The organism is Streptomyces sp. NPDC024017 (genome assembly GCF_040638895.1).
Taxonomy (GTDB): domain Bacteria; phylum Actinomycetota; class Actinomycetes; order Streptomycetales; family Streptomycetaceae; genus Streptomyces.
The window spans coordinates 50,551-76,845 of record NZ_JBEZYZ010000014.1 but is presented as its reverse complement, the minus strand read 5'-3'; the positions used below and the strand labels follow the sequence as shown (position 1 = coordinate 76,845).

Annotated in this window: 21 protein-coding genes; 7 read left to right on the top strand and 14 right to left on the bottom strand. The window is 72.0% G+C overall.

What is annotated here, in order from left to right; translation table 11 throughout:
• Window positions 1–111: 111 nt before the first annotated feature.
• Window positions 112–2,619, bottom strand: coding sequence for a protein kinase (locus AB0G20_RS32645; protein ID WP_361308648.1), 2,508 nt, complete (start codon window positions 2,617–2,619; stop codon window positions 112–114).
• Between the two features lie 153 nt (window positions 2,620–2,772).
• A complete protein-coding gene (locus AB0G20_RS32640; protein ID WP_361308646.1) occupies window positions 2,773–4,845 on the bottom strand; it encodes a serine/threonine-protein kinase in 2,073 nt (690 codons plus the stop codon).
• A 171-nt stretch (window positions 4,846–5,016) separates the two neighbouring features.
• Between AB0G20_RS32640 and AB0G20_RS32635 the strand changes: the two genes are divergently transcribed.
• Window positions 5,017–6,060 carry a serine hydrolase domain-containing protein gene (locus AB0G20_RS32635; RefSeq protein WP_361308644.1) on the top strand — a complete coding sequence of 348 codons (1,044 nt, stop codon included), beginning with the start codon at window positions 5,017–5,019 and terminating at the stop codon, window positions 6,058–6,060.
• Window positions 6,061–6,196: 136 nt separating this feature from the next.
• On the opposite strand, the gene AB0G20_RS32630 is transcribed toward AB0G20_RS32635, so the two are convergent.
• Entirely contained in the window at window positions 6,197–7,903 is a 1,707-nt protein-coding gene (locus tag AB0G20_RS32630; protein ID WP_361308642.1) for a glycerol-3-phosphate dehydrogenase/oxidase, read from the bottom strand.
• A gap of 271 nt (window positions 7,904–8,174) precedes the next feature.
• On the opposite strand from AB0G20_RS32630, the gene AB0G20_RS32625 reads away from it, so the two are divergent.
• Entirely contained in the window at window positions 8,175–9,383 is a 1,209-nt protein-coding gene (locus tag AB0G20_RS32625; protein ID WP_361308640.1) for a nucleotide sugar dehydrogenase, read from the top strand.
• A gap of 76 nt (window positions 9,384–9,459) precedes the next feature.
• Here AB0G20_RS32625 and AB0G20_RS32620 read toward each other — a convergent pair whose 3' ends face one another.
• The 4 genes from AB0G20_RS32620 to AB0G20_RS32605 all read right to left on the bottom strand — a co-directional run bounded on the left by AB0G20_RS32620 (window position 9,460) and on the right by AB0G20_RS32605 (window position 14,014).
• Window positions 9,460–10,584, bottom strand: coding sequence for a GuaB3 family IMP dehydrogenase-related protein (locus tag AB0G20_RS32620; protein ID WP_248505688.1), 1,125 nt, complete (start codon window positions 10,582–10,584; stop codon window positions 9,460–9,462).
• Window positions 10,585–10,689: 105 nt separating this feature from the next.
• On the bottom strand, window positions 10,690–12,195 hold the full coding sequence (gene guaB, locus AB0G20_RS32615; protein ID WP_361308638.1) for an IMP dehydrogenase: 1,506 nt from the start codon (window positions 12,193–12,195) through the stop codon (window positions 10,690–10,692).
• A 153-nt stretch (window positions 12,196–12,348) separates the two neighbouring features.
• Window positions 12,349–12,936, bottom strand: a complete 588-nt coding sequence (locus AB0G20_RS32610) for a sigma-70 family RNA polymerase sigma factor (RefSeq protein ID WP_030854669.1) — start codon at window positions 12,934–12,936, stop codon at window positions 12,349–12,351.
• 466 nt (window positions 12,937–13,402) lie between these two features.
• Window positions 13,403–14,014 (bottom strand): response regulator transcription factor, encoded by a 612-nt coding sequence (locus AB0G20_RS32605; protein WP_003948568.1) that lies wholly within the window; start codon window positions 14,012–14,014, stop codon window positions 13,403–13,405.
• 380 nt (window positions 14,015–14,394) lie between these two features.
• Between AB0G20_RS32605 and AB0G20_RS32600 the strand changes: the two genes are divergently transcribed.
• On the top strand, window positions 14,395–14,724 hold the full coding sequence (locus tag AB0G20_RS32600; protein ID WP_361308635.1) for a WhiB family transcriptional regulator: 330 nt from the start codon (window positions 14,395–14,397) through the stop codon (window positions 14,722–14,724).
• A gap of 66 nt (window positions 14,725–14,790) precedes the next feature.
• Here the strand turns inward: AB0G20_RS32600 and AB0G20_RS32595 are convergent, their stop codons facing one another.
• On the bottom strand, window positions 14,791–15,687 hold the full coding sequence (locus AB0G20_RS32595; protein WP_361308633.1) for a LysR family transcriptional regulator: 897 nt from the start codon (window positions 15,685–15,687) through the stop codon (window positions 14,791–14,793).
• 80 nt (window positions 15,688–15,767) lie between these two features.
• Between AB0G20_RS32595 and AB0G20_RS32590 the strand changes: the two genes are divergently transcribed.
• The 3 genes from AB0G20_RS32590 (at window position 15,768) to AB0G20_RS32580 (ending at window position 18,122) form a co-directional block, all read left to right on the top strand.
• Window positions 15,768–16,436 (top strand): MOSC domain-containing protein, encoded by a 669-nt coding sequence (locus tag AB0G20_RS32590; protein WP_361308631.1) that lies wholly within the window; start codon window positions 15,768–15,770, stop codon window positions 16,434–16,436.
• Window positions 16,437–16,530: 94 nt separating this feature from the next.
• Window positions 16,531–17,304, top strand: a complete 774-nt coding sequence (locus AB0G20_RS32585; protein ID WP_361308629.1) for an SDR family oxidoreductase — start codon at window positions 16,531–16,533, stop codon at window positions 17,302–17,304.
• 110 nt (window positions 17,305–17,414) lie between these two features.
• The gene (locus AB0G20_RS32580) at window positions 17,415–18,122 is read left to right on the top strand and encodes an ester cyclase (protein ID WP_361308627.1); all 708 of its coding nucleotides are present in this window, start codon (window positions 17,415–17,417) and stop codon (window positions 18,120–18,122) included.
• A 79-nt stretch (window positions 18,123–18,201) separates the two neighbouring features.
• Here the strand turns inward: AB0G20_RS32580 and AB0G20_RS32575 are convergent, their stop codons facing one another.
• From AB0G20_RS32575 to AB0G20_RS32555, 5 genes are all read right to left on the bottom strand, one after another.
• Window positions 18,202–19,284, bottom strand: coding sequence for a hypothetical protein (locus tag AB0G20_RS32575; RefSeq protein ID WP_361308625.1), 1,083 nt, complete (start codon window positions 19,282–19,284; stop codon window positions 18,202–18,204).
• A 174-nt stretch (window positions 19,285–19,458) separates the two neighbouring features.
• The gene (groL, locus tag AB0G20_RS32570) at window positions 19,459–21,084 is read right to left on the bottom strand and encodes a chaperonin GroEL (RefSeq protein WP_361308623.1); all 1,626 of its coding nucleotides are present in this window, start codon (window positions 21,082–21,084) and stop codon (window positions 19,459–19,461) included.
• A gap of 115 nt (window positions 21,085–21,199) precedes the next feature.
• Complete coding sequence (gene groES, locus AB0G20_RS32565; protein ID WP_053135717.1) at window positions 21,200–21,508, bottom strand: co-chaperone GroES; 309 nt, start codon at window positions 21,506–21,508, stop codon at window positions 21,200–21,202.
• Between the two features lie 169 nt (window positions 21,509–21,677).
• The gene (locus AB0G20_RS32560; RefSeq protein ID WP_361308621.1) at window positions 21,678–22,427 is read right to left on the bottom strand and encodes a polysaccharide deacetylase family protein; all 750 of its coding nucleotides are present in this window, start codon (window positions 22,425–22,427) and stop codon (window positions 21,678–21,680) included.
• Window positions 22,424–23,359 carry a polysaccharide deacetylase family protein gene (locus AB0G20_RS32555; protein ID WP_361308619.1) on the bottom strand — a complete coding sequence of 312 codons (936 nt, stop codon included), beginning with the start codon at window positions 23,357–23,359 and terminating at the stop codon, window positions 22,424–22,426. The genes AB0G20_RS32560 and AB0G20_RS32555 overlap by 4 nt, the downstream gene beginning before the upstream one ends.
• Window positions 23,360–23,478: 119 nt before the next feature.
• On the opposite strand from AB0G20_RS32555, the gene AB0G20_RS32550 reads away from it, so the two are divergent.
• Complete coding sequence (locus AB0G20_RS32550) at window positions 23,479–24,648, top strand: methyltransferase domain-containing protein (RefSeq protein ID WP_361308617.1); 1,170 nt, start codon at window positions 23,479–23,481, stop codon at window positions 24,646–24,648.
• Between the two features lie 88 nt (window positions 24,649–24,736).
• Here AB0G20_RS32550 and AB0G20_RS32545 read toward each other — a convergent pair whose 3' ends face one another.
• On the bottom strand, window positions 24,737–26,182 hold the full coding sequence (locus tag AB0G20_RS32545; protein WP_361308615.1) for an FAD-dependent monooxygenase: 1,446 nt from the start codon (window positions 26,180–26,182) through the stop codon (window positions 24,737–24,739).
• Window positions 26,183–26,295: the final 113 nt, after the last annotated feature.

Genomic DNA, 26,295 nt, shown 5'->3' with positions numbered 1-26,295 from the left:
ACCCTGGGAACAAGCGGGGTGCCACGGTGACCGCACTGTGACGGTTGTCGCCTGCCGGGACGGCAGGCGACCAGAGTGTGAACTGCGGCGTACAGGCGGCGCGCCGGTCGCTCACCCCGTCGCCTTGTACGTCGCGGCCGCCTGCTCGTACAGCCGCGTCACCTCGTCCCGGTCGGACTCCGGGCCGCGCACCTGGACCACGTGGTAGCGCCCGTCGACCAGCATCGCGAGGTTGCGGACGTACAGCTCACCCCCGTCGCCGCCGGTCCAGGTGAACTGCCCCTCGGCCATGGTCCGTCCGCCCACCTCGATCGTCTTCAGCCCGGTGGAGGTGGCCCAGCTGGAGTCACGGTACGGCTGCAACTCGCGCTCCTTCTCCCGCTGGTAGGCCATCGGGTCACTGCCGTACTCCGACGCGCTGTCCCGGCCCGCCACGACGATGAGCTCGAAATCGCCCTTGGAGTAGACGACCTGGCCGCTGCCCCCCGCGGCGCGGTCCCAGCCCTTGGCCACGGCGACCTGGAAGCCCGCCGAGTCCTTGCGCAGGGTGAAGCCGTCGGCGACGTCGGGGCCGGTGGTCTGGGTTTCGGTGGTCCCGGCCGACGACGAGGGGCTCTTCTCCGGCTCGGGCGAGGTCTGGTCGGGCCGGGGCTCGCTGCTGGCGTCCGGCTCGGGCGCCTGGCTGACCTCACCGGCGGCACCGGTACGGTCCGGCCCGTCCGCGCCCTCGGTCCCCGACTTGGGCATGAAGAGCATGGCGTAGGCGATCGCCGCGGCCATCGCGAGCAGGACCAGCAGGAGCAGGGTGCGGCCGAGGCGGCGCGGCGAACCGGACTCCTTCTTGGCCCGCTTGTGCCGCCCGTGGTGCGCGGGCAGCCCGGCCTTCCGCCTGCGCACGAGCTCGCCCCGGCGCCGTACGACGGGCAGCCGGCTGGCGTCCACGGGCGGCGCCGGGACGACGTGCACCCCGGCCTCCGGCTCGGGCGCCGAACGCACCAGCGAACGCAGCCAGCCCCGCACTTCCTCGAAGTCGAGGCGCTCGGTGGGGTCCTGCCGCAGCAGCGACTCCACGACCGGCCGCAGCGGCCCGCACTCCTCCGCGTACGCGGGCGGCTCCGCGCACACCATCTGCACCAGCTCGGCCGTCGACTCCTCCGGGTAGGGCGCATGCCCCTGCACGGCCCTGAAGAGCAGCGCGCCGAGCGCCCACAGGTCGGTCGCGGGCCCGATCGGCGCGGCCAACTGCCAGTTCTCGTGCACGGGGCCGGCCTGCTCGGGTGCCCAGCGCTCGGTCACGGGCCCGACCACGGCCATCCGCGCCTGCCGCGCCCGCTCGGCGGCCAGCGCCGTGGCCGGACCGCGCCGGGGTGCGGGGGTGCCGGCGACCAGGTCGTCCCACCGGGTGGGCTCGCCGTGGGCCGCGGTGTCCGAGGCCGGAGGGAGAGCCGCCTGCTCCTGGCCCTGCGGCGCCGGTGCCCCGCCGGTCGTGCCGCGGGGCGTCGCACCGTGCCAGGCGGTCGTCCGTGGGCTGCCGCCCACACCGTAGGGGTCGGCGATCCGCCCGGGCGGTGCGGCCCCGGGGGCGCTGCCCTGCCCGGGGACGTACGGCGACGGCGCCGATCCGTTGCCGTAGGGCGCGGTCCCGTCGTCCGGGGCGGAGCGGGCTCCGGGCAGGGCCGCCCGCCCGCCCTGCTGCGCCTCCTGCACCCGCGCGGCAGCCCGGGCACCGGCCCGGTAGGCCGCGATCGCCCCGGCACGCGCCGCCCGCGGGTCCCCGCTCTCCTCCACCGGCCCGCGCACCGGCACGACCCGACCGCCGCCGGCTGTCTCGCCCCCTGCCGAGGGCAGTCCCCTGGCCTCCCGGGCCTCTATGGCGGCGCGTCGCGCGGCCTCGGGATCACCCGCGCCACCGATGCCACCGCCCGGCCCGGAACCCCTTGGACCGCCACCGCCGTGGACCGGGCCGCCGGCGCCGCCCTCCTGCCCGGACTCCTCGAACGCCGGTTCCGGAACCGGGTCGTACCCGCACAACGCCTCTTCCGCCGCGCCCACCGCCAGCCCGGTCAGCATCACCCGGCCGTCGTCACAGACGAGCACCGTCCGCGCGGTGATGTTCCGGTGCACCCAGCCGTGCGCATGCAGCACCCGAAGGGCCATCAGAACGTCGGAGGCCACCTCGGCCGCCCGGTACGGCGTCAGCGGCTTCTCGGCGAGCAGCGCCGCCAGCGGGCGCGCGGCCACCAGCTCACTGACGATCCACAGCGAACCGCCCTCGGCGAACACGTCGAAGACCTGGTCGAGTCGGGGGTGGTCGGGAATGGCCGCCGCGGCCTGCGCGGCCTCCACCGCGCGCCGCACCACCGGATCCGTGGGCCGCCGGGTGCCCGCACGGACGCCGGACCGCCGCGCACCACCGTCACGCGCCGTGAAACCGTCGGGCAGTCCCTCCGCGTCGAGGACCTCGGCCTCGACCACCTCGGGCAACGGCACCTGACGGACCAGGACTTCCTGTCCGCTGTAGGTGTCGAAGGCCCGGGTCTCGGTGAGTTCGTACTCGTCGGACGGCGGCAACGGCAGGCGGTAGCGGTCGGCGAGTACCCGGCCCGCGTAGTCGTCCACGTTGCCTCCCCCGGCAGCCCGTTCGGTCACATCCGTTCGCCCCGCGGTCCGTTCCGGCTGCGCACGGTCCGCAAACATTTACGATACGTGCCGCAGGCAACCCGCAATGGGGGGATGCCAGATCTCACTCCCCAAACCCGGGGCGCCTCATACTCAGGACTTGGGTTCGAAGGTCTTCGTCAGCGTCCGCCACGTCTCCTTGCGCAACGCGCCGTCCCAGTCGGCCGCCTTCGCCGTGTACATCAGCGCGTACCCCTGCCGGTCGTCGACCACGAAACCCCGGTCGATGGTCCGGTACTTGGTACCGCCGTCCGTGTAGGTGAACTCCCAGTCGGCCGTGTTCCAGCCGCGGTAGTCCACCTGCTCTATGCGGATCTTCTTGTACTGCGCGCGCACCATGTAGCGCTCCTGGCTCTTCCAGTCCGCCACCGGGTCACCCTTGGGCGTGGACGTCCAGGCGATCAGCAGCTTCTGCCCGTCGGGCCCGGTGAAGCGGTCGCCCGCCGCACCCGTGGACTGGTACTTCCAGCCCTTCGGCAGACCGATCGAGTACCCCTGGTTCCCCTGGTGAGTCGACACCGCCGCGGTGCCCTTCCCGCCAGAGCCGCCCTCGTTCGACGAACCGCTCGACTGGCCGTCCGGCGTGCTGTTCGAGGCGGGCCCGGACGACGCGGTCCCGCTCTCCGCGCCGTCCGTGCGCGTGCCGTCGCTCTTGTCGCCCTTGGTGTCGGGGCTGCTCGGCGCGGTGGCGACGGTCTTCCCACCGCCCTCGCCGGAGGCCCCCTCCGAGCCCTTGTCGTCACCGCTCAGCGCGATGGCGAGCACGGTGCCGATCACGGCGAGCGCCACGACCACCGCGATGATCAACAGGGTCCGCCGCGGCACCACGTCGCTGAGCGGCGCCCGGGGCACGGGCCTCGGCGGCAGGTCCGGCGGCGGCATGACGGGCCACCCTGAACTCCGCCCCCCGGACGCGGTCTTCGCCTCCGACCCACTCCGCTCACCGGCGCCGGCGGCAGCCCCCGGGCCCGGCTTCGCCCCGGACGCACCCGCGGCACCGCTCCGGGCCGCACCGCTGTCCGACGCGGAAGAGGTCGTGCCGGCCGACCCGGAAGCCGTGCCCGCCGACCCGGAAGAGGCCTTCCCGGAGTCGGACTCGGCGGAAGCGGCGGCCGCTCCCGCAGCACCCGATCCCGCGGCCGCCTTGCGCACGGAACGCAGCGCCCCGCGCAACCGCTCCCCGGCCTCCTCGCCCCGCTTGCTCCCGGCCCCCGACGAACTCCCCTTGCGCGAGGACCTGTCCGGCTGCGCCGGCAGCGGCACGACCTTCGTCGCGTCCATCGGCTCCGGCTCGGCCGCCTGGGGCGCGTGCAGGACCGAGTTCAGCATCGCCCGGGCACCCGCGTCGTCGAGCCGCTGTGCCGGGTCCTTGGTGAGCAGCCCGTGGATGACGTCCTTCAGCGGACCCGCGTTCTTCGGCTCCTCCAGCGGCTCGGTCATCACGGCCGTGAGGGTCGCTATGGCCGACCCCTTGTCGTACGGCGGCGCGCCCTCCACCGACGCGTACAGCAGCCCGCCGAGCGACCACAGGTCGGCCGCCGGGCCCGGCTTGTGCCCGCGCGCCCGCTCCGGGGAGATGTAGGAGGGCGCGCCGACGAGCATGCCGGTCGAAGTGATGGACGGGTCGCCCTCGACCTGGGCGATGCCGAAGTCGGTGAGCACGACCCGGCCGTCCTCGGCGATCAGCACGTTCGACGGCTTCACGTCGCGGTGCAGGATGCCCTCGCGGTGGGCGGACCGCAGCACGTCGAGAACGGCGAGCCCGACCTCGGCGGCACGCTTCGGCTCGAGGAGGCCGTCCTCCCGGATGACCTCGGCGAGCGACTTGCCCTCGACGAGCTCCATCACGATCCAGGGCCGGTCGTCCTCCTGGACGACGTCGAAGACGGTCACGGCGCTGTTGTTGCGGATCCGCGCGATCGCCTTGGCCTCGCGCAGCGTCCGCGTGATCAGCCGCCGCTTCTCCTCCTCGTCGATGTTCGACGGGAACCGCAGCTCCTTGACGGCGACCGTCCGCCCGAGGGTTTCGTCCTGGGCCCGCCACACGGTGCCCATGCCTCCGCGGCCGAGCACTTTGCCCAGCCGGTAACGCCCCGCGAGGAGACGCTCCCTGTTGTCCTGACGAGTGTCCTGACGAGATGTGCCCGCCCGCTCCGCCTCCGACATGCGTCCCCTCATACAACCCGCCCTGACAGAGCCTCCATTGTCTCTCACCCGACAAGTGCCCGGCGCCCAGGGGCCCCCTGGCGGTCGCCCGCGGGCCCGCCTCCCTCGAACCCGGCTGCGGCACGCCGCACGCGGCCTTGCATGATGGGCCCTGACCAGGGAGGAGCCCGCATGCCGCCGTTTCGGACATTGCTGGCGCTACCGGTGGCCGCAGCCCTGTTCGGTCTGCCCCCGGCCGACTCGTCGGCTCTCTCGATGCCTCCCACCGACGCCGTACTGCCGCTGCTGCTGACGCAGGGCGGAGCCCCGGCCGCGGCCCTGCTGGCCCGGGAGGGCACCACCACCCGCTACGCCGACGCCGGGCCGGGAATCGCCCGGTCGGACCATTTCCGCGCCGGCAGCATCACGAAGTCGTTCATCGCGACGGTCGTGCTGCAACTGGCCGCCGAGCACCGGCTGTCGCTGTCCGACTCGGTGGAGCAGCACCTGCCGGGCCTGGTGCGAGGAGCCGGCAACGACGGCCGCGCGCTGACCCTGCGCTCCCTGCTCAACCACACCAGCGGCCTGCGCGACTTCACCGCGGACACCGACGGAACCGCACCCGTCACACCCCGTCAGGCGCTGAACCTCGCTCTCACCCACCCTCCGGCCGAACGCGGCCGCTTCTCCTACTCGAACACCAACTACGTCCTGCTGGGCCTGGTCATCCAGCAGGTCACCGGCCGCTCGTACGCCATCGAGGCCGAGCGCCGCATCATCACTCCCCTGCGTCTGACGGGCACCTCCTTCCCCGGATCCCGCTCCTCGCTGCCCTCTCCGCACGGCCGCGCCTACGCCGCCGACGGAACCGACGTCACCGCGCTCGACCCGCGGGTGGCCGGAGCCGCGGGCGAGCTGGTGACCACCCTCGCCGATCTGGACCGCTTCTACGCGGCCCTGCTCGGCGGCCGGCTGCTGCCCTCGCACTGGCTGCGCGAGATGCTCGACACTCGTGCCGCACACGGCGCGTACGGCATGGGGCTGTTTCCCGAGAAACTTCCGTGCGGCACGACGGTGTGGGGGCACAACGGGCACATATCCGGCAGCTACGTGCGCACCGCAGCCACCGTCGACGGCCGGCGTGTCCTCACCTTCCGCGTGAACACGGACGCGATCGCAGACCCCGGTCTCGAACCCGCGTTGCTCGCCGCCGAGTTCTGCCCCCGCACCTCTTAAAACGACCCGGTTCCGAACGAAGATCCCACTTCCCGACACTCGTTCGGGTGATGTCCGGAACGGCCTGGCAGGACAACGGTCCAGCAGGACCGCGGCCCGGCAGGACCGCGGCCCGTCAGCACAACGGCCCGCAGGATCACAACGGCACGATGTCCGGCGCCCCCAGCCGCGCCGCGTCCGCCGTCAGGTCGTCCGGCTGCCGCTGCGACTCCCGCTCGGCCTCCACCCGCTTCTGGTAGTGCTCGACCTCGCGCTCGATCTGGTCCTTGTCCCAGCCGAGCACGGACGCCATCAGTCCGGCGGCGTCGCGGGCGCTGCGGGCGCCCCGGTCGAACGTCTCGATCGAGATGCGCGTCCGCCGGGTCAGCACGTCGTCCAGATGCCGCGCCCCCTCGTGGGAGGCCGCGTAGACGATCTCGGCGCGCAGATAGTCGTCGGCCGCGACCAGGGGCTCGCCCAGCGACGGGTCCTCGGCGATGAGCTCGAGAAGTTCCTCGGTCATCGCCCCGTAGCGGTTCAGCAGGTGCTCGACCCGCACCACATGGAGTCCGGTCCGGGCGGCGATCCGCGCCCGCGCGTTCCACAGCGCCCGGTAGCCCTCGGCGCCCAGCAGCGGCACGTCCTCGGTGACGCACTCGGCGACACGCATGTCGAGCCCGTGCACCGCCGCGTCCACCGCGTCCTTGGCCATGACCCGGTACGTCGTGTACTTACCGCCCGCCACGACGACCAGCCCGGGCACCGGATGCGCCACGGTGTGCTCGCGCGACAGCTTGCTGGTCGCGTCGGACTCACCCGCGAGCAGCGGCCGCAGGCCCGCGTACACGCCCTGGACGTCGTCCCTGGTGAGCGGCACCGCGAGCACCGAGTTCACATGGTCGAGCAGGTAGTCGATGTCCGCGCTGGAGGCGGCGGGGTGGGCCTTGTCGAGGTCCCAGTCGGTGTCCGTGGTGCCGACGATCCAGTGCCGGCCCCAGGGGATGACGAACAGGACGGACTTCTCCGTGCGCAGGATCAGCCCGGTCGTGGAGTGGATCCGGTCGCGCGGCACGACCAGGTGGATGCCCTTGGACGCCCGGACGTGGAACTGGCCGCGCTCCCCGACCATCGCCTGGGTGTCGTCCGTCCACACCCCGGTCGCGTTGACGACCTGCTTGGCGCGGATCTCGTACTCGCCGCCCGCGTCGACGTCCTGCACCCGGGCGCCGACGACCCGCTCGCCCTCGCGCAGGAAGCCCGTCACCCGCGCGCGGTTGGCGGCCTTCGCGCCGTACGCCACCGCCGTACGCACCAGGTTCGCCACGTACCGCGCGTCGTCCATCTGTGCGTCGTAGTACTGCAACGCCCCGACCAGGGCGTCCTTCTTCAAGCAGGGGGCCACGCGCAGGGCGTGAGAGCGCGTCAGGTGGCGGTGCGTCGGCAGGCCCCGGCCGTGGCCGCGGGCCATGGACATGGCGTCGTACATGGCGACGCCCGAGCCCGCGTACAACCGCTCCCAGCCCTTGTGCTGCAAGGGGTACAGGAACGGCACGGGCTTCACCAGATGCGGGGCGAGCCGCTCCAGCAGCAGGCCGCGCTCCTTCAGGGCCTCGCGCACGAGTGCGAAGTCGAGCATCTCCAGATAGCGCAAGCCACCGTGGATGAGCTTGCTGGACCGGCTGGAGGTGCCGGACGCCCAGTCACGCGCCTCGACCAGACCTGTGGACAGGCCCCGAGTCACGGCGTCGAGCGCGGTGCCCGCACCGACCACGCCTGCACCCACGACCAGCACGTCCAGCTCGCGCTCGGCCATAGATGCGAGTGACTCGGCGCGCTGCGCCGGTCCGAGTGTCGCTGTCCTCACCGCTGCCTCCCGCTCATCGGTCGCGCCGGCCGCACCCGTCGGGTGAGGCCCCGTCCGTATCCCCCTGCCCAGATTCTGACCGGGTTGCCCGACTTCAGCCACCACGGGCCCGCAGCCTGTGGACAACGCTCACGGAACACTCACCGAAACTCGGCCGGGCAATCCCGCATAACGGTCATATTTACTCCTAGTCTGACATTGCGCTCGCCCGTCCTGTCCACAGGGCTTGCGCACCTGTCCCACTTCGGCTATCGGGAAGGACGGCCACGCCATGCCCGCAGATCTCGCCGTCATCGGACTCGGCCCGTACGGCCTGCCCCTGGCCCAGGCCGCCGTCGCCGCCGGCGTCCCCACCATCGGCTACCGGACCGGCCCCGAGGCGGGCTCGCTCAGCCCCGCCGAGCTGCGCCGGATGCTCTCGGGGGGCTTCCGGCCGACCACCGACCCGGCCGAGCTCGGCCGGGTGCGCACCGCGGTCATCTGCGCGCCGACCCCGCGGGGAGCGGACGGCGGGCTCGACCTGAGCCAGCTGGAGGCGGCCGCCCGCACCCTGGCCGCCCATCTGCGCCCGCACACCACAGTGATCCTGGAGTCACCTGTGTACCCCGGGACGACGGAGGAAGTCCTGCGTCCGCTCCTCGAAGAGGGCTCCGGTCTGCGCGCGGGCCGCGACTTCCACCTCGCGTACTCCCCCAGCCGCGTCGACCCCGGCAACCGCGACGTCACGCCCGCCACCACCCCCAAGGTCATCGGCGGCCTCACCCCGGCCTGCACCGAGTCGGCCGCCGCGTTCTACGCACGGCTGACCGACAAGGTGGTACGCGCGCGTGGACCCCGCGAAGCGGAGACCGTGCAGCTGCTGGAGACCAACTACCGGCATGTGAACATCGCCCTCGTCAACGAGATGGCCGTCCTCTGCAACGACCTGGGCGTCGACCTCTGGGACGTCATCCGCTGCGCGGAGACCAAGCCCTTCGGCTTCCAGGCCTTCCGCCCGGGCCCCGGCGTCGGCGGCCACTCCGTCCCCCAGGACATGACAGCCGGCGGCGGCCGCGGCCTGCGCATGGTGGAACTGGCCCAGGAGGTCAACAGCCGCATGCCGGGCTACGTCGTCCAGCGCGCCGCCACGCTCCTCAACGAACACGGCAAGTCCGCCCGGGGCGCCCGCGTGCTCCTCCTCGGCGTCACCTACAAGCCCGACCTCGCCGACCTCCAGGCCACCCCCGCCCAGGAGATCGCCCTGCGCCTGATGGAACTGGGCGCCTCGGTCAGCTACCACGACCCGCACGTCCCCGCCTGGAGCGTCCTCGACCGCCCCATCCCCCGCGCCGACTCCCTCTACGAGGCAGCCGCCGACGCGGACCTGACCATCCTGCTCCAGCAGCACCGCACGTACGACCTCCAGGGACTGTCGGTGAAGGCCCAGCTGCTGCTCGACACGCGGGGCGCGGCACCCACGGGAGCGGCGCACCGGTTGTGAGGGACCAGGCACCTCCTGGCATGCGGAAGGGCCGGTCACCCCACCCGGGGTGACCGGCCCTTCCCAGGCCTGCCGGCTACCGCCGGTGCTGCGAGTCCGCCACCGTCACCTCGACGCGCTGGAACTCCTTGAGCTCGCTGTAGCCGGTCGTGGACATGGCGCGGCGCAGGGCGCCGAAGAGGTTCATCGAGCCGTCCGGCGTGTGGGACGGGCCCGTGAGGATCTCCTCCAGGGTGCCGACCGTGCCGAGGGCGACCTTCTTGCCGCGGGGCAGTTCCTCGTTCACGGCCTCCATGCCCCAGTGGTGGCCCTGGCCCGGGCCGTCCGTGGCACGGGCCAGCGGGGAGCCCATCATGACCGCGTCCGCGCCGCAGGCGATCGCCTTGGGCAGGTCGCCGGACCAGCCGACACCGCCGTCCGCGATCACGTGCACGTACCGGCCGCCCGACTCGTCCATGTAGTCACGGCGCGCCGCCGCCACGTCGGCGACCGCCGTCGCCATGGGGACCTGGATGCCGAGCACGTTGCGCGTGGTGTGCGCCGCGCCGCCGCCGAAGCCGACCAGCACACCGGCCGCGCCGGTGCGCATGAGGTGCAGGGCCGCCGTGTACGTGGCGCAGCCGCCGACGATCACCGGCACGTCCAGCTCGTAGATGAACTGCTTCAGGTTCAGCGGCTCGTGCGCACCGGAGACGTGCTCCGCCGAGACCGTCGTGCCGCGGATGACGAAGATGTCCACGCCCGCGTCCACGACGGCCTTGGAGAACTGGGCGGTGCGCTGCGGGGAGAGCGCGGCGGCGGTGACGACGCCGGAGTCGCGCACCTCCTTGATGCGCTGCCCGATCAGCTCCTCCTTGATGGGAGCCGCGTAGATCTCCTGCAGACGGCGGGTCGCGGTCTCCGAGTCCAGCCCGGCGATCTCGTCGAGCAGCGGCTGCGGGTCCTCGTAGCGCGTCCACAGACCTTCGAGGTTCAGCACGCCGAGGCCGCCGAGCTCGCCGATGCGGATCGCGGTGGCCGGGGAGACGACCGAGTCCATGGGGGCGGCCAGGAAGGGCAGCTCGAAGCGGTAGGCGTCGATCTGCCAGGCGATCGAGACCTCCTTCGGGTCCCGCGTACGGCGGCTGGGGACGACGGCGATGTCGTCGAAGGCGTACGCCCGGCGGCCGCGCTTGCCGCGCCCGATCTCGATCTCAGTCACGTCTGTGGCCTTTCCCTGATGCGTTGCAGCGTCTTCCAGTATCGCCGACGGGCACAGCGAGGGCGGCCCCGGATGCTCCGGAGCCGCCCTCGGAAGGCCTGGCCGCTACTTGTTGCGGCTGTAGTTCGGTGCCTCGACCGTCATCTGGATGTCGTGCGGGTGGCTCTCCTTGAGGCCCGCGGAGGTGATCCGGACGAAGCGGCCCTTGGTCTCCATCTCCTCGATGGAGGCGGCGCCCACGTAGCCCATCGTCTGGCGCAGACCGCCGACGAGCTGGTGCAGGACGTTGGCCAGCGGGCCGCGGTAGGGCACCTGGCCCTCGATGCCCTCGGGCACGAGCTTGTCGTCGGAGCCGACCTCGGCCTGGAAGTAGCGGTCCTTGGAGTACGACTTGGCCTGGCCGCGGGACTGCATGGCGCCGAGCGAGCCCATGCCGCGGTACGACTTGAACTGCTTGCCGTTGATGAACTGCAGCTCGCCCGGGGACTCCTCACAGCCCGCGAGGAGGCTGCCCAGCATCACCGTGTCGGCACCGGCGGCCAGGGCCTTGCCGATGTCGCCGGAGTACTGCAGGCCGCCGTCGCCGATCAGCGGGATGCCCGCCGGACGGGCCGCGAGGGACGCCTCGTAGATGGCCGTGACCTGCGGGACACCGATACCGGCGACCACGCGGGTGGTGCAGATCGAGCCGGGGCCCACGCCCACCTTGATGCCGTCGACACCGGCGTCGATCAGCGCCTGGGCGCCGTCACGGGTGGCGACGTTGCCGCCGATCACGTCGACGCCCACGCTCGACTTGATCTTCGCCATCCAGCTGAGCGCGTTGCTGTTGTGGCCGTGCGAGGTGTCGACGACCAGGAAGTCCACGCCGGCCCCGGCGAGCGCCTGGGCGCGCTCCAGCGCCTCGGGGCTGGCGCCCACGGCCGCACCGACGAGCAGCCGGCCCTCGGCGTCCTTCGCCGCGTTGGGGTACTGCTCGGCCTTGACGAAGTCCTTGACCGTGATGAGGCCCTTGAGGACACCCGCGTCGTCGACGAGGGGAAGCTTCTCGATCTTGTGGCGGCGCAGCAGCTCCATGGCGTCGGCGCCGGAGATGCCGACCTTGCCGGTGACCAGCGGCATCGGCGTCATGACCTCGCGCACCTGACGCGTGCGGTCGGTCTCGAAGGCCATGTCGCGGTTGGTGACGATGCCGAGCAGCTTCTTGTTGCCGTCGGTGACCGGGACGCCGCTGATGCGGAACTTGGCGCACAGCGCGTCGGCCTCGCCCAGCGTCGCGTCCGGGTGCACCGTGATCGGGTCGGTGACCATGCCGGACTCGGAGCGCTTGACGAGGTCGACCTGGTTGACCTGGTCCTCGATGGAGAGGTTGCGGTGCAGCACGCCGACGCCGCCCTGGCGGGCCATCGCGATCGCCATGCGGGACTCGGTCACCTTGTCCATCGCCGCGGAGAGCAGCGGGATGTTCACCCGGACGTTGCGGGAGATGCGGGACGAGGTGTCGACCGCGTTGGGGAGCACCTCGGATGCACCCGGCAGCAGCAGCACGTCGTCGTAGGTCAGCCCGAGTGTCGCGAATTTACCGGGCACTCCGTCGACGTTGGCAGTCATGACACCTTCCCCAAATGGCCTTGATCGGTGCGGATGTCCATGCTAACGGCCAGCGCAGCTGTCTCATTCCACGGTTCCGCCTGGCTACGGGCTTCGTATGTTCGTACGGAAGCGGCGCACCGCCTGTTCAACAGAGGGGTTGTTCAAGCAGGGCTACTGCTCGGCCAGTGCTCGCAGCCGGCTCAGTGCCCTGTGCTGAGCCACCCGGACCGCACCGGGTGACATTCCCAACATCTGGCCGGTCTCCTCGGCCGTGAGTCCCACCGCGATCCGCAGCAGCAGCAGCTCCCGCTGGTTCTCGGGGAGGTTGGCCAGGAGTTTCTTGGCCCATTCCGCGTCGCTGCTGAGCAGGGCGCGCTCCTCAGGGCCCAGGGAGTCGTCCGGGCGCTCGGGCATCTCGTCGGAGGGGACGGCCGTCGAGCCGGGGTGGCGCATCGCCGCGCGCTGCAGGTCGGCGACCTTGTGAGCGGCGATGGCGAAGACGAACGCCTCGAAGGGGCGCCCGGTGTCCCGGTAGCGGGGCAGTGCGAGGAGCACCGCCACGCAGACCTCCTGGGCGAGGTCCTCCACGAAGTGCCGGGCGTCGCCCGGGAGGCGGGACAGCCGGGTGCGGCAGTAGCGCAGGGCCAGGGGGTGGACATGGGCGAGCAGGTCGTGCGTCGCCTGCTCGTCCCCGTCGACGGCGCGGTGGACGAGCGCACCGATCGCGCCCTGGGCAGGGGCCGCCTCGTCGTCGCGCATCGGTCCATGGTGCCTTGCGGCCGCCGGGTCCGCGGCACCGCGCCCGTTGTTGTGCACCGAAGCGTTATGAGCAGGTGCGCCGGCACTCATCCCCTGCGCCCTCCCCTTCCGCTCGACCGACTCGTCCCCGAGGAACTCCACACCCTCAAGGATGCGGCATCCGCGGCGAAACGAGCAGCGGGCCTTCGGCGGACCCCCGGTCCACCCGCGCCCACCTGGCTTTCCGTGCCCTCACCACGACCGCTGGGACCTGCCGTTCGGATCATCCCGGGGACGCGGGTCCGTGCCTGCGCCCTCCCGAGCGCTCGACCTCGCTCGGGCAGGGGCAGATCCCTGCCGGCGCTGCCGTCGGCCACCGGCTCGGGTCCACGCGGATGCGGCTCGGGCGGGGGCATCCGCGTGCCCCCGCTCACCGGCACTGACACGATGCCGCCAGCGCCCTGCGACCTGATCCGAACGACAGGCCCTAGCGCACCAGACCCCATCGGAAGCCGAGCGCCACGGCGTGGGCACGGTCCGAGGCGCCGAGCTTCTTGAACAGGCGCCGGGCGTGCGTCTTGACGGTGTCCTCGGAGAGGAACAGCTCGCGGCCGATCTCCGCGTTCGAGCGGCCGTGGCTCATGCCTTCGAGGACCTGGATCTCACGCGCCGTGAGCGTGGGCGCCGCACCCATCTCGGCCGAGCGCAGCCGGCGCGGGGCGAGCCGCCAGGTCGGGTCGGCCAGGGCCTGGGTCACCGTCGCGCGCAGCTCCGCGCGGGAGGCGTCCTTGTGCAGATAGCCGCGGGCACCGGCGGCGACCGCGAGGGCCACGCCGTCCAGGTCCTCGGCGACGGTGAGCATGATGATGCGCGCACCGGGGTCGGCGGACAGCAGCCGCCGGACCGTCTCGACGCCGCCCAGTCCGGGCATGCGTACGTCCATCAGAATCAGGTCCGAGCGGTCGGCCCCCCAGCGGCGGAGGACTTCCTCGCCGTTGGCCGCCGTCGTCACGCGCTCTACGCCGGGCACGGTCGCGACCGCACGACGGAGCGCCTCTCGGGCAAGCGGGGAGTCGTCGCAGACGAGGACGGATGTCATGACCGCCCTCCGCAGCTGATGCACGTCACCTTGAGCCTCCAGGCTGGTACGAAATCGTCACCTGTGCGGTCGACCGCCTCGGACACTCGTCCGAGCGCTTGTTCCTTCAACCGCCTCGCCCTCTCAACGACGGTCACTCGAAAGAGTTACGGGGTCGGCTGTCATCTTCGGCACTCTACGTGAGGGGGCGGACACGGTGCAGACATGCTCCACGGACCCTCGAACTTTCATCACAACCTATGCCCCATTCAGACCCATTTCTTCCGCTTTGCCAGTGTCTGGAGCTAGATTCGCAATGAGTCATATTTTCATCTCCTTAGATCGTAGTTGTACGGTCGTAGACACCGGATCCGCCCAGAACGGCTACAAGGGGTCACGTAATGGCAGATTTCTCCCGCCTTCCCGGACCGAACGCGGACCTGTGGGACTGGCAGCTGATGGCTGCCTGTCGAGGGGTGGACAGCTCGCTCTTCTTCCATCCGGAGGGTGAGCGCGGTGCGGCGAGGAGCGCTCGTGAGAACTCGGCCAAAGAGGTCTGCATGAGGTGCCCCGTACGTGCCGAGTGCGCCGCCCACGCCCTGGCGGTGCGTGAGCCGTACGGCGTGTGGGGCGGGCTGACCGAGGACGAGCGCGAAGAACTGATGGGGCGGGCGCGCAACCGGCTGGTGTCGGCGTCGGCATCGGGCGGACACGCCGCCTCGAACAACTGAAGGAACGTTTCTGCGAACGGGCACGCGCACGCGTGCCGTTGGTTTTTGGCCGCGGACGTACCGGTACTAGCGGCGGGCGGCCCGGGCCAGCTGATCGAGCGTCGCGGCCACGGCCGGCACCTGTGCGAGATCGGGCAGGGTGAGCGCGACGATCTCCCGGCGCACCGCCGGTTCGAGGCGAACGGTGCGCACGCCCCGGGGCCGTACCGACTCGACGGCCAGCTGGGGCAGCACGGCCACGCCCAGACCCGCGCCGACCAGGCCGACGACGGCCGGGTAGTCGTCGGTGGCGAAGTCGATGCGCGGGGTGAAGCCGGCCGCCGCGCACACCTCGACCAACTGTCCGCGGCAGCGCGGGCAGCCCGCGATCCACGGCTCCTCGGTGAGCTCGCCGATCGCGACGGACTGCGCGCCCGCGAGCCGGTGCCGCTCCGGCACGAGTGCGACGAGCCGGTCCGACAGCAGCGGCCGTACGACGAGGTCGTCCCACTCCTCCGCGCCCGCCGCCCCCTCGTAGCGGAAGGCGAGCGCCACGTCGCAGTCGCCCTCGCGCAGCAGGCCCACGGACGCCGGCGGCTCGGCCTCCTCCAGGGAGACGCGGGTGCCGGGATGCGCCTCGCGCAGTGCGGCGAGCGCCGTGGGGACGAGGGTGGAGCTGCCGCTCGGGAAGGAGACGAGCCGGACCCGGCCCGCGCGCAGCCCGGCGATGGCGGCGACCTCCTCCTCCGCGGCCGTGAGGCCGGCGAGGATCCCGGCGGCGTGCCGCACCAGGGCCTCGCCGGCCTGGGTCAGGCGCATCTCCCGTCCGGTGCGGATCAGCAGAGGCGTGCCGACCGAGGTTTCCAGGGCCTTCATCTGCTGGCTGACGGCGGGCTGGGTGCAGCCCAGCTCCCGGCCCGCGGCGGAGAAGGAGCCGGTGGTCGCGACGGCGCGCAGGACACGGAGATGACGAGCTTCGATCACCCTTCGAGGATAAGCGGCCCTTTGATGCCGCTCCCGATAATGCGTCGACGCTTTGGGTGACGGTCGCCTACGGTGCGGGCATGAAGCTTCTGTCAGTGAATCTGGGCCGGGCCGAGGCGGTGCCGTACACGGACAACCCGGAGGGCGTGACCGGCATCGACAAGCGGCCGGTGGACGGGCCGGTGCGGGTGTCCGCGCCCGGGCCCAAGGGTCTCGCCGGGAGCGGACTGGCCGGGGACGCGGTGTGCAAGCTGGAGCACCACGGCGGCAACGACCAGGCGGTGTACGCCATGGCCCGCGAGGACCTGGACGAGTGGGAGCGCGAGCTGGGGCGGACGCTGGCCGACGGCGCGTTCGGCGAGAACCTCACCACCCAGGGTCTGGACGTGTCCGGTGCCCTGATCGGCGAGCGCTGGCGCATCGGGCCCGAGGTGGTGCTGGAGATCACCTCCGGGCGGATTCCCTGCCGTACGTTCCAGGGCCACATGGACGAGAAGGGCTGGGTGAAGCGGTTCACGCAGCGGGGTGCGCCGGGGGCGTATCTGCGCGTGATCACGCCCGGGGAGATCCGGGCGGGCGATGCCGTCGAGATCGTGCACCGGCCCGGTCACGACGTGACCGTGGCCCTGCAGTTCCGGGCGGTGACGACCGAGCGGACGCTGTTGCCGCGGCTGTTGGCGGCGGGCGAGGCGCTGCACCCCGAGTTGCTGAGGACGGCGCGGGAGTACCAGGAGAAGTACGGGGCCTGACGGCCGCTCGCCACGCCTGTCTCCACCGACCCTTCACCACGGACGGCCCCACGGGGAAGCGGATGCATGCGGTCCGGGTCACTAACCTTCTGCCATGACAACGGCTCTGATTACGGGATCGACGGCAGGCATCGGGGCCGCGTTCGCGCGGCGACTGGCGGCGGACGGGCACAACCTGGTGCTGGTGGCCCGCGACACCAAGCGGCTTCGGGAGCAGGCGACCGAGCTGCACGACCGGCACGGCATCGAGGCGGAGGTGCTGACGGCCGACCTGGCCGAGGACAAGGGCATCGAGGCGGTGGCCGGACGTCTCGGCGACCGCAAGGACCCTGTCGACCTGCTGATCAACAACGCCGGATTCGGCAACAAGGGCCGCTACCTCGACGTCTCCATGACCGACGAGCTGCGGATGCTGAAGGTGCACTGCGAGGCGGTGCTGCGGCTGACGTCGGCGGCGGCCGAGGCGATGCGCGAGCGCGGCCGCGGCGGCGTCGTCAACGTCGCGTCGGTGGCCGCGTTCGTGCCCCGGGGCACCTACGGCGCCTCCAAGGCCTGGGTCGTGCAGTTCACGCAGGGCGCGGCCCGCGACCTGGTCGGCAGCGGCGTACGGCTGATGGCGCTGTGCCCGGGATTCGTGCGCACCGAGTTCCACGACCGGGCCGGAATGGGCACCGACAACATCCCGGGCTGGATGTGGCTCGACGCGGACAAGCTGGTGGCGGCCGCGCTGCACGATCTGGCGCGCGGCAAGACGCTGTCCATTCCGGACCCGCGGTACAAGGCGCTGATGGGGGCCACGAAGCTGGTGCCGCGGGGGATGCTCGGGGCGGTGTCGTCCAGGACGGGCCGTAAGTACGGGCCGAAGTAGGCGCACGCGGGCGGCCCGGCCGGCTCCTCGCCCGGCCGGGAGGCATCCGGGCCGGGCCCTTGGGACAATGAAGCTGTTCAGCCGGACCCAGGGGGGCCGGAGGCGAGGCCATGACCTTCGTACAGCTCATTGAATGCAGGACCAGCCGACTCGACGAGATGAACCGGCTGATGGACCGGTGGGTCGAGCAGACCAAGGGGAAGCGGACCGCGTCGCACAGTGTGGTGGCGAAGGATCGGGCCGACGCCTCGCACATCGTGGAGATCGTGGAGTTCCCGTCGTACGAGGAGGCGATGCGCAACTCCGGGCTGCCGGAGACCGACCGGATCTTCCAGGACATGGTGGCGCTCTGCGACGAGACGCCGACCTTCACGGACCTGGACGTGGTGCGGGACGAGCAGCTGTACGCGGCCACCGCGCGCAGGTTCTTCGAGCTCGCGCCCGGCCAGGGGAACGCGCCGCCGATGAACGACGTGTTCATCGAGGACTACCACGACCACGATCCCGCCAATGTGCAGGACGTCATCGGACTGGACGCGGTCCGGCGCGAGGTGGAGGTGTGGCGCGGCGGGTTCGACTTCTCGTTCACCATCGAGGACCAGATGGCGCAGGGTGACCGGGTGTGCACCCGGTGGACCTTCCACGGGCGCCACACCGGCGACTTCCTCGGGATCCCGCCGACCGGGCAGCAGGTCACCATGACCGGGACGACCGTCCACCGCTGCACGCCGGACGGGAAGATCGCCGAGGGCTGGTGGCAGTACGACCGGCTGGGGCTGATGCAGCAGCTCGGGGCGCTGGAGCCTACGGAGCTCTGACCCTTCCTGAAGACGGAACGGGAGTGAGTCCTGCTGCCAGATCCGAACGTGAAGATCAAGGAGTACGGCCGCCGGACGGCTAGTCGCCTCCGCCTCCGCCGCCGCCTCCGCCGCCGCCTCCTCCGTCCCCACCGCCGCCGTCACCCCCGCCGTCACTGCCGCCCCCGCCCCCGTCGCCCCCGTCCCCGCCGTCGCTGCCCCAGCCATCGCCGCCGCCGGGTTCGTTGTCGTCGCGGTCCCTGCCGAGGTTGCTGTACCAGGGGTGGTCCCAGGTGTCCCCGTCCGTGGCGCGGCGGGGTTTCACGGCGCGGAACCTGGCCAGGCCCGTGGTGTCACCGAGGCCGAAGGACACCGCGACCGCGTGGGCCATGACGGCGTCCAGGGGGGCGGGGCTCTCGTGGTGCACGTCGGCAAGCGGCAGCAGCACCGAGCCGGGCGGAGGGCCGGGCCGCCGTGAGGGGCGGGTCAGCAGCGCGACCCGCTGATCGTCGCGCAGCAGCCACGAGCTCTTGGCGTTCTCGCGGCGCAGGGTCCAGAGCCGGTCCGGCAGGCGGATCTCGACCTTGCTCTTGGACTTGCGCGCCTTCTTGCGCAGTTCGAGCCGTGCAGTGAGGTCACCGACGGTCATGACCAGGCCGTTGGCCCGGTCGGCGGTGTCGGGGCGGTAGCCGTACGGTGCCCACAGGCGCACGGCGGGGGCGTGCGGGCCCCAGACGTCCACGCGTACCGAGCGCCGGTCCACGGCGACGGTCACCCGTCCGGCCGGGCCGGGCGCGTGGCGGCGCGCGATCCACAGCGGCACGCCCTCCGCCTGCGCCCGTGCGGCGAGGTCGGCCACGTGGTCCGGCCCGCCGCACCTGCGTACCGCCAGTTCGCCCAGCGCGCGGGCGAAGTCGGCAGCCTGACGGGTCTTCAGGGGGGTGGTGGTGCCGGTCACGCGGGTGACCGGGACCACGCCGGGGCCCTGGGGCAGCATCCCCAGGGGGCGTTCGGTGCCCCCGCCGCCGAGCCAGCAGCCCCGCAGGAACGCTTCTGCCATGGCGGCGAGGTTCAGTTCGTCCAGCGGGGTCGTCCTGCCGCCCCTGCGCAGTCCGTCCTCGGTGAGCCGCACCGTCCGCGCCAGCGGGTTGCGGGACCGTTCCCCGTAGAGCACCTGGTTCATCCCTACCCCCTCATGATCCGACTGCTCTGCGGGTAGACCGTCGCCGGCCCCGGTGCGGTTCCCTGATCGGCGGGGAAAGGCACACGGCGAAGGCCCGGCAACCCCGTCTCCGGGGTGCCGGGCCTTCGCTCGGGCTCGGGCGAGCTGACGTCGTCAGCCCTCAGCCGTCATGCCTCAGTGGGAGTGGCCGTGGCTGTGGCCACCGGCGGCCGGCTCCTCCTCTTCCTTCTTCTCGACGACCAGGGTCTCGGTCGTGAGGAGGAGGGAGGCGATGGAGGCGGCGTTCTCCAGGGCGGAGCGGGTGACCTTGACCGGGTCGATGACGCCGGCCTTGACCAGGTCGCCGTACTCGCCGGTGGCGGCGTTGAAGCCCTGGCCCTTCTCGAGCTCGGCGACCTTGGAGGTGATGACGTAACCCTCCAGGCCGGCGTTCTCGGCGATCCAGCGCAGCGGCTCGACGGCGGCCTTGCGGACGACGGCGACACCGGTGGCCTCGTCGCCGGTCTTGCCGAGGTTGCCCTCGAGGACCTTGACGGCGTGGACGAGCGCGGAGCCACCACCGGAGACGATGCCCTCCTCGACCGCGGCGCGGGTCGCGGAGATGGCGTCCTCCAGACGGTGCTTGCGCTCCTTGAGCTCGACCTCGGTGGCGGCACCCACACGGATGACGCACACGCCGCCGGCCAGCTTCGCGAGGCGCTCCTGGAGCTTCTCGCGGTCCCAGTCGGAGTCGGTGGACTCGATCTCGGCCTTGATCTGGGAGACGCGGCCCTGCACGTCGTCCTTGTTGCCGGCACCGTCGACGACCGTGGTGTCGTCCTTGGTGACGGTGACGCGGCGGGCGGAGCCGAGCACGTCCAGGCCGACCTGGTCGAGCTTGAGGCCGACCTCCTCGGAGACGACGGTGGCGCCGGTGAGGACCGCCAGGTCCTGCAGCATCGCCTTGCGGCGGTCGCCGAAGCCGGGGGCCTTCACCGCGACGGCGTTGAAGGTGCCGCGGATCTTGTTCACGACGAGGGTGGACAGGGCCTCGCCCTCGACGTCCTCGGCGATGATCAGCAGCGGCTTGGAGGCGTTGGACTGGATGACCTTCTCCAGCAGCGGCAGGAGGTCCGCGATGGCGGAGATCTTGCCCTGCGTGATGAGGATGTACGGGTCGTCCAGGACGGCTTCCATGCGCTCCTGGTCCGTCACGAAGTACGGCGACAGGTAGCCCTTGTCGAAGGCCATGCCCTCGGTGAAGTCCAGCTCCAGACCGAAGGTGTTGGACTCCTCGACGGTGATGACACCGTCCTTGCCCACCTTGTCCATCGCCTCGGCGATGAGCTCGCCGACCTGCGAGTCCTGGGCGGACAGACCGGCGACGGCGGCGATGTCGGACTTCTCGTCGATCGGCCGGGCGGTCGCGAGGAGTTCCTCGGAAACAGCGGCGACGGCGGCGTCGATGCCCTTCTTCAGGGCGGCCGGGGAGGCACCGGCGGCGACGTTCTTGAGGCCCTCGCGCACGAGCGCCTGGGCGAGCACGGTCGCGGTGGTCGTACCGTCACCCGCGATGTCGTTGGTCTTGGTCGCCACCTCCTTGACCAGCTGGGCACCGAGGTTCTCGTACGGGTCCTCGACCTCGACCTCACGGGCGATGGTCACACCGTCGTTGGTGATGGTGGGAGCGCCGAACTTCTTGTCGATGACGACGTTGCGGCCCTTGGGGCCGATCGTCACCTTGACCGTGTCGGCAAGCTTGTTGACGCCGCGCTCGAGGGCGCGACGGGCGTCCTCGTCGAACTTCAGGATCTTCGCCATGGGAGCGTGAGCCCTCTTCCGGAATCAGGGGTTACGGCACTGCGCCCCGGGCGCCCGGCTTCATAGCGATCGCGGGGGCCAGGGGCGCAGTTCAAAGCAATGTGCTTGGGGTGAATTACTTCTCGATGATCGCGAGCACGTCGCGAGCCGAGAGGACGAGGTACTCCTCGCCGTTGTACTTCACCTCGGTGCCGCCGTACTTGCTGTAGAGCACGACGTCGCCGACGGAGACGTCGAGCGGAAGACGGTTACCGTCCTCGAAGCGGCCCGGGCCCACGGCCAGGACGACGCCCTCCTGGGGCTTCTCCTTGGCAGTGTCCGGGATGACCAGGCCAGAGGCGGTGGTCTGCTCGGCGTCGAGCGGCTGGACCACAATGCGGTCCTCGAGCGGCTTGATGGCAACCTTGGAGCTGGTGGTCGTCACGATCCGACCTCCCCCTTCGGAGATCTCACGGGGTTAACTGTCTGAGGTGGCGACCAGGTCGATCCGTCGTCGCGGGTGCCGGACCTGCCCGTCGCTGTGTTGGCACTCTCCAGGGGGGAGTGCCAGAACCGAGACTATGACTGCGATTAGCACTCGGTCAAGCGGACTGCTAATTGCCGACCGCGCGTCGGCCCGGTGCTCTCTCCAGGTAGTCCTCCAGCCGACCCACCCGCAGCCCTCTGCGCTCGACCTCGCGCAGCAGCCGGACCGTCCGTTCCGTCAGGCTCGGGGACAACGACTCGCCCGACGGCACCGAGACGATGTCGCCCGCCCGCAGGCCGGGCCTGCCCCGGGTGTAGCTCAGTTCGCCGTCGGCGTTCAGGGACGCGCGCCACAGGACGACCGCGGTGATGCCGCAGTCGGCAGCGGCACGCAGGGTCGCCCGGTCGTAGGTGCCGTAGGGCGGGCGGAAGAGGCGGGGGCTGATACCGAAGCGGGAGCGGAGTTTGTGCTGCTGGCCGCAGATCTCGGCGCGCTGGCCGGCATAGGGCAGGCCGCGCAGGGCGGGGTGGTCGAGGGTGTGGTTCTGGATGGACGCGCCGACCGCGCGCAGCCGGGCGAAGTGGCCGTAGCCGGGTCCCACGACGCTGTCCGTGAGGAACATGCTGACCGGCAGCCGTCGTTCGCGCACGAGGCCGACGAAGCGGGGGTCGCGTTCGGCGCCGTCGTCGTAGGTGAGGAAGACGACCTTGTCCCGGGTGGGGACGTGGTCCACCACGGGGGGCAGGTGGCCGGTGCGGTTCACCGCGTGCGCCGGGTCCTGGGCCCGGCCGTCGGCGGTGCCCGGCCGCTGGTCCGCCACCCCGGCGCAGCCGGCCAGCAGGACCGTGCACAGCAGGGCGGCGGCCGGCCGCCTCACAGGTAGTCCTCCAGCCGCCCCACCGCGTACCCCTGGGCCGTGACCTTGTTCAGGAAGCGGCGGACCATGTCGGCCATCGTGCCCTTCCACTGTTCAGGGCCCCGGAAGTGCGTGAGGACGATGTCCCCCGGGCGCAGCTTGCGGTCCCCTTCGCGGTACTCCCAGTGGTCGGCGAAGACCTCCTGGTTCCACAGGGGCACGTACGCGATGCCGCAGGCCTTGGCGGCGCGCAGGGTCGCCCGGTCGTAGCTGCCGAAGGGCGGGCGGAAGAGGTCGGGGCGTTTGCCGAACCGCTTCTCCATGTAGCGCTGCATGCCGCAGATCTCGCGCTTCTGCGCACGGTACGACTGGCCCCGCAGGTTGGGGTGGTGGAGGGTGTGGTTGTTCAGGACCACGCCCCTGGACTGCATCGTGCGGAAGTAGCGGGGGTCGTCCTTGACCAGGTAGCCGCTGAGGAAGGCGGTGTACGGGACGTCCAGGTCGCTCATCATCCGCAGGAACGCCCGGTCCTTCTCGGCGCCGTCGTCGATGGTGAGGAAGACGACCTTGTCCCGGGTGGGGACCGTGGTGAAGACGGGCGGGAGGTTCAGCCGCCGGTGGCCCTCCACCTCGAAGCCCTTGCGGGTCCTGATCCTCGGCTTCTTCTCAGGGGCCGGCGGGGCGGTCAGTGGGACCTTGCGCAGGTCCCAGCGGTGCGCGGCGGCGGCCCGGGCGGCGTGCGCGGCGCGCAGCTTGGTGGCGTAGGTGTCGAGCGCGCGGGCCGGGGGCGCGTCGAGGGGCTGCTGCCCGCCTGCCGGGGCGACCTGGTCGCCGCCGTCCTGCGCGCAGCCTGAGGCGATCGCGGCGAGGACGAGCACGGCGAGGCCGATCCGTACGCCGGCGGACGCCCGCCCCGACGCCCGGCTTTTGTCATTTTGTACGACTGCTCGCATGGTGCCGGATCCTCGCAGCCCCCTCCCGTCGATCCCGGCCCGACACCGCGGCCGGCGCCCCACCATCCACCGACTGGCCCACACGTCTCCCGCCCGCCGACGTGGCCGACAATGATCCGGTGAACGACCTCGCTCCCCTCCTCACCCCCGAAGGCCGCGCCCTCCTCGACGAGGTGCGGGACACCGACCCGGCGCAGGAGCTGGCCGTCGCGACCCGGCTGCGCCGCGAGCACCCCGCCGAGCTGGTGTCGGCGGCGCTCGGGCAGGCGCGGCTGCGGCAGCGGGCGGTGGTGAAGTTCGGGGCCGAGGACGCGGGCCGGATGTTCTTCACCCCGAACGGCGTCGAGCAGTCGACCCGGGCGAGCGTGGCGGCCTACCGGGCCCGGCGCATGGCCGAGCTGGGCATCACCTCGGTCGCCGACCTGTGCTGCGGCATCGGCGGTGACGCCATCGCGCTGGCCCGCGCCGGGATCCGGGTGCTGGCCGTGGACCGGGACCCGCAGACGGCCGCGGCGGCGCGCGCGAACGCCGACGCACTGGGCCTGGCCGGTCTCATCGAGGTGCGCGAGGCGGACGTCACGGACATGGACACGGCCGGTTTCGACGCCGTGTTCGTCGACCCCGCCCGGCGCGGCGGCCGCGGCCGGATCTTCGACCCCGAGGCCTACTCACCGCCCCTGTCCTGGGCCGTCTCCGCCGCCCGCCGGGCCCCTCGCGCCGCCGCGCTGAAGATCGCCCCCGGCATCCCGCACGAGGCGGTCCCCGAGGACGCCGAGGCCGAGTGGATCTCCGACGGCGGGGACGTCAAGGAGGCGGTGCTGTGGTTCGGCACCGAGCCGGGGGCGGTCCGGGCGACCCTCCTGCCGGGCCCCCGCTCCCTGCTCTCGCGCGGCCTGCCCGACCCGGAGGTCCGCCCGCCCGGCCGCTACCTCTACGAGCCCGACGGCGCCGTCATCCGCGCCCACCTGGTCGCCGAGGTGGCCGACCAGGTCGACGGCGGACTGCTCGACGCGACCATCGCGTACGTCACGGCCGACGCCCTGCGCCCGACCCCGTACGCCACGGCCTACGAGATCACCGACCACCTCCCCTTCAACGTCAAGAAGCTGAAGGCCCTGCTGCGGGAGAGGCAGGTCGGCACGCTGACCGTGAAGAAGCGGGGCTCGGCGGTCGAGCCGGAGGAGCTCCGCAGGAAGGTCAAACCGCAGGGCCCGCACGCGGCCACGGTGTTCCTGACCCGGGTCGCGGGGGCACCGGCGATGCTCATCGGGCACCCCGCCCGGGCCTAGGCCGTGTCGTTTCGATCAGCCCGGCCGTGAGGTGCGGCGCCTCTCGGCCGCCGACCCCGCGACGCCGGGGTGATCCAGCCGAGAGGGCCTAGCCCAGATAGCGGGCCACCGCCTCCTCGATCCCCGCCGCGTCCGCACCCTCCGCCGCCCAGGCCACGTATCCGTCGGGCCGCACCAGGACGGTCGTCCGGCGGTCGCCCGCCCAGCGCTCCACGGTCAGCCACCCCTCACGGACACCGGGGCCGTCGTACGTCCCGGGCGTGATCAGCACGAACCGGCCGCCGCGCAGCGCCTCGTAGAGCCGGCCGTCCTTCAGGGCGACGTCGGGGACGCGGGTGCCGGTGAGGCGGTGGGCACCGCGGGGGGCGGGGTAGGCGTAGCCGATCCCGGTGATCTGCCCCAGGGCCTTGCGCTGGACGGGCGGGGCCATGTCGACGAACGCGGAGACGAGGGCGCGGGCGGCACGCAGCAGCGGATTTTGCGCGCGGGCCAGCCGGACCAGTCCGCCACTGCTGCGCAGCACCGCCTTGCCGACGGGGTGGCGCTCGGCCTCGTAGCTGTCGAGGAGCCCTTCGGGCGCCCGGCCCTGGACGGCCGCGGCGAGCTTCCAGCTCAGGTTGGCGGCGTCCTGGAGGCCGGTGTTCATGCCCTGCCCGCCGGCCGGGGAGTGGATGTGCGCGGCGTCCCCGGCGAGGAAGACCCGCCCGACCCGGTAGTGCGGTGCCTGGCGCTCGTCACTGTGGAAACGGGAGAGCCAGCGGGCGTCGTGCATGCCGTAGTCGGTGCCCAGGGCACGGCGGGTGATCTCCTTGACCTCGTCGAGGTCGAGCGGGGCGTCGTCGGAGACCTCGTTGCGGCGGTTCCAGCCCATGACCCGGTACCAGCCGTCGCCGAAGTAGGCGATCATCGCGAAAGCGTCGCCGCGGCCGTTGACGGTGAGGACACCCTCGGGCTTCTCGGCCAGCCGGACATCGGCCAGGATCAGCGACTTGATGACGGAGACACCGGGGAAGTCCAGGCCGATCGCCTCCCGCACGGCGCTCCGGTGACCGTCGGCGCCGACGACATAGGCCGCCCGGCGGGTGACGACCGCCCCGTCCGCACCGCGCACGTCGAGGTCGACCCCCTCGTCGTCCTGCCGCAGCCCCACGACCTCGCTCTCGTACGCGAACTCCACCCCGGCCTCCCGGGCCCGCCGCTCCAGGAGCCGCTCGACCTCGTACTGCGGGGTGATGAGCAGGAACGGGAAACGCGAGGGCAGCGTGCTCAGATCGAGGGAGAGGCGGCGGAAGAGCCGCAGGCCGGTGATGGTGTCGCCGGTGGTGAGGAGTTCCTCGGCGAGGCCGCGGGCGTCGAGCTGCTCCAGGGTGCGTGCGTGCACCCCGAAGGCGCGGGAGAGGTTGCTGATCTTGCGCGGCCGCTTCTCGACGAGGGTCACGGTGACGCCGGCTGTGGCGAGGTCACCGGCGAGGAGGAGGCCGCTGGGGCCGGAACCGACGACGATCACGGTGCGGTGGGTGGCGGTGCCGTTCATGGTGGCCTCCTGTTGCCAACGCTTGCTTGCCATCGCCTGTTGCCAACGAATGTTGGCCAACGCTCGTTGACGAAGATAGTGAGGCACCGAGGGGGTGTCAACGGGTGTTGGCA

What these genes read in the sequence shown, in the direction of transcription:
- AB0G20_RS32640 (WP_361308646.1), bottom strand. Translation starts at nt 4,845, where the DNA reads ATGTCGGAGGCGGAGCGGGCGGGCACATCTCGTCAGGACACTCGTCAG.
- AB0G20_RS32635 (WP_361308644.1), top strand. Translation starts at nt 5,017, where the DNA reads ATGCCGCCGTTTCGGACATTGCTGGCGCTACCGGTGGCCGCAGCCCTG.
- AB0G20_RS32625 (WP_361308640.1), top strand. Translation starts at nt 8,175, where the DNA reads ATGCCCGCAGATCTCGCCGTCATCGGACTCGGCCCGTACGGCCTGCCC.
- guaB (WP_361308638.1), bottom strand. Translation starts at nt 12,195, where the DNA reads ATGACTGCCAACGTCGACGGAGTGCCCGGTAAATTCGCGACACTCGGG.
- AB0G20_RS32610 (WP_030854669.1), bottom strand. Translation starts at nt 12,936, where the DNA reads ATGCGCGACGACGAGGCGGCCCCTGCCCAGGGCGCGATCGGTGCGCTC.
- AB0G20_RS32605 (WP_003948568.1), bottom strand. Translation starts at nt 14,014, where the DNA reads ATGACATCCGTCCTCGTCTGCGACGACTCCCCGCTTGCCCGAGAGGCG.
- AB0G20_RS32600 (WP_361308635.1), top strand. Translation starts at nt 14,395, where the DNA reads ATGGCAGATTTCTCCCGCCTTCCCGGACCGAACGCGGACCTGTGGGAC.
- AB0G20_RS32590 (WP_361308631.1), top strand. Translation starts at nt 15,768, where the DNA reads ATGAAGCTTCTGTCAGTGAATCTGGGCCGGGCCGAGGCGGTGCCGTAC.
- AB0G20_RS32585 (WP_361308629.1), top strand. Translation starts at nt 16,531, where the DNA reads ATGACAACGGCTCTGATTACGGGATCGACGGCAGGCATCGGGGCCGCG.
- AB0G20_RS32580 (WP_361308627.1), top strand. Translation starts at nt 17,415, where the DNA reads ATGACCTTCGTACAGCTCATTGAATGCAGGACCAGCCGACTCGACGAG.
- AB0G20_RS32575 (WP_361308625.1), bottom strand. Translation starts at nt 19,284, where the DNA reads ATGAACCAGGTGCTCTACGGGGAACGGTCCCGCAACCCGCTGGCGCGG.
- groL (WP_361308623.1), bottom strand. Translation starts at nt 21,084, where the DNA reads ATGGCGAAGATCCTGAAGTTCGACGAGGACGCCCGTCGCGCCCTCGAG.
- AB0G20_RS32555 (WP_361308619.1), bottom strand. Translation starts at nt 23,359, where the DNA reads ATGCGAGCAGTCGTACAAAATGACAAAAGCCGGGCGTCGGGGCGGGCG.
- AB0G20_RS32545 (WP_361308615.1), bottom strand. Translation starts at nt 26,182, where the DNA reads ATGAACGGCACCGCCACCCACCGCACCGTGATCGTCGTCGGTTCCGGC.